Origin of the sequence: Streptomyces hygroscopicus subsp. hygroscopicus (assembly GCF_001553455.1) — a bacterium.
GTDB lineage: Bacteria > Actinomycetota > Actinomycetes > Streptomycetales > Streptomycetaceae > Streptomyces > Streptomyces hygroscopicus.
Window position 1 is genome coordinate 1 of the sequence record NZ_BBOX01000118.1, and the last position, 2,214, is coordinate 2,214.

Genomic DNA, 2,214 nt, shown 5'->3' on the forward strand with positions numbered 1-2,214 from the left:
GGCCACGTCCGCCTCCGCTTCGCCGACCCGGCCGCGTACCGGGCCGCCGCCTCCGCCCTGCGCGAGACCACCCGTGACGACGAGTCCCTCACCCTCCGGCTCCCCACCAACGGCAGCCAACGCGAACTGCGCGCCATCCTCGACCAGCTGGACTCAGCCGGTGCGGAGGCAGCCGAGCTGACCGTGCACACCCCCGACCTCGACGACGTCTTCTTCGCCCTGACCAGCGGCACCCACCAGATCGAGGAGGCGACCCGATGAGCTCCCTCTCCCTCGCCGTACGCGACGCGTCCACGATGCTGCGCCGCAACCTCCTGCACGCGCGACGCTACCCGTCCATGACCCTGAACCTCCTGCTCACGCCGATCATGCTGCTGCTGCTCTTCGTCTACGTCTTCGGCGACGTGATGAGCGCGGGTATCGGCGGCGGGGCGGACCGCTCCGCGTACCTCGCGTATGTCGTCCCGGGCATCCTGCTGATGACGATCGGCGGCACGGTGGTCGGAACCGCGGTGTCCGTCTCCAACGACATGACCGAGGGCATCATCGCCCGCTTCCGCACGATGGCGATCCACCGCGGATCGGTGCTGATCGGGCACGTCGTCGGCAGCGTGCTCCAGTCGATCCTGAGCGTGGTCCTCGTCGGCGCCGTCGCCGTGGCCGTCGGCTTCCGGTCCACGGACGCCACGGTCCTGGAGTGGCTCGCGGCGTTCGGGCTGCTCGTGCTCTTCGCCATGGCGCTCACCTGGATCGCCGTCGGCATGGGCCTGATCAGCCCGAACGCCGAGGCCGCCAGCAACAACGCGCTGCCGATGATCCTGCTGCCGCTGCTGTCCAGCGCCTTTGTCCCGGTCGACGCGATGCCGGGCTGGTTCCAGCCGATCGCGGAGTACCAGCCGTTCACGCCCGCCATCGAGACCCTGCGCGGGCTGCTGCTCGGCAGCGAGATCGGCGACAACGGATGGATCGCGATCGTCTGGTGCCTGGGCCTGACCGTACTCGGCTACTTCTGGGCGACATCGAAGTTCAACCGCGACCCGAACTGAGCGCACGGGCTGCCTCCCGCAGCTCGCCCCCGCCCCCCGGGCGGCGTGACGCCGGCACCGTACCGGCGTCACGCCGCCCGGTCCGCTTCCCGTTCGCGCCGGCCGCGGATGGGGACTCGGGGCGCCCTCGTCCTCCGGTCCCGGCGCCCCGTACCCGGTCAGGTGCGGGTACGGGCGAGGGGGCCGCGCTGGTCGGGGAGGTGGGGGCCGCCGATGACGGTGTCGCACCGGCCCGACGGCTGGAGTCCGAAGGCGGTGAACGCGGTGCGCGACGGCAGCCGATAGGCGGGCTCCGCGAGCAGCGAGTTGAGGATGACGGCGGAGCGCCATGCGGCGAGTCCCAGGTCGGGGGTGCCGACGCCATGGGTGTGGCGCTCGGCGTTCTGCACATACACCGAGCCCTTGATCACGGGGTCGAGGACCAGCCGGTGGTCGGCCTCGACGCGGGGGCGCTCGGAGGCGTCCCGGCGGATGTAGGGGTCGAGGGCGGCGAGGAGGGTGTCGACGGGGCGCTCGCGGTAGCCGGTGGCGAGGACGACGGCCTCGGTGGTGTGGCGGGCCCGGGTGCCCTGCTGGGTGTGTTCCAGGTGGAGTTCGAGGCGGGCGGCGGCGATGCGGCCGGCGGTGCGGACGGTGACGCCGGGGGTGAGGACGGCGCCGGGCCAGCCGTCGGAGTGCAGCGCGCGGCGGTACAGCTCGTGGTGGATGGCGTCGATGGTCTCGTGGGCGATGCCCTTGTAGAGCTGCCACTGACGGGGCACCAGCTGGTCGCGGACCGGCTCGGGCAGGGTGTGGAAGTAGCGGGTGTAGTCGGGGCTGAACTGCTCGAGACCGAGTTTGCTGTACTCCATGGGCGCGAAGGCGGGGGTGCGGGCCAGCCAGTGGAGCCCTTCGGCGCCGAGGGGGCGGTTGCGCAGCAGGTCGAGGAAGACCTCGGCGCCGGACTGGCCGGAGCCGATGACGGTGACGTGGCCGGTGGCCAGGAGCCGTTCGCGGTGTTCGAGGTAGTCGGAGGAGTGCAGGACGGGGACGTTGGGCGCTTCGGCAAGGGGGCGGAGGGGTTCGGGGACGTACGGTTCGGTGCCGACGCCGAGGACGAGGTTGCGGGCGTGGACGCGTCCGGGGCTTTGGCCCTCCTCGTCGCCGGCGGGGCCGGGCCGGGTGACGT

Annotated in this window: 2 protein-coding genes and 1 pseudogene; 2 read left to right on the forward strand and 1 reads right to left on the reverse strand. The window is 72.2% G+C overall.

What is annotated here, in order from left to right; all coding sequences use genetic code 11:
• Together AXW62_RS13405 and AXW62_RS13410 are read left to right on the forward strand one after the other, a co-directional pair.
• Window positions 1-261 (forward strand): annotated as a pseudogene (locus AXW62_RS13405) (ABC transporter); the annotation flags it as partial.
• On the forward strand, window positions 258-1,046 hold the full coding sequence (locus tag AXW62_RS13410) for an ABC transporter permease (protein ID WP_060944725.1): 789 nt from the start codon (window positions 258-260) through the stop codon (window positions 1,044-1,046). The pseudogene AXW62_RS13405 and the gene AXW62_RS13410, both read left to right, overlap by 4 nt.
• A 158-nt stretch (window positions 1,047-1,204) precedes the next feature.
• Here the strand turns inward: AXW62_RS13410 and AXW62_RS13415 are convergent.
• On the reverse strand, window positions 1,205-2,214 hold a 1,010-nt coding region (locus tag AXW62_RS13415; protein WP_159060872.1), incomplete at its 5' end, for a SidA/IucD/PvdA family monooxygenase.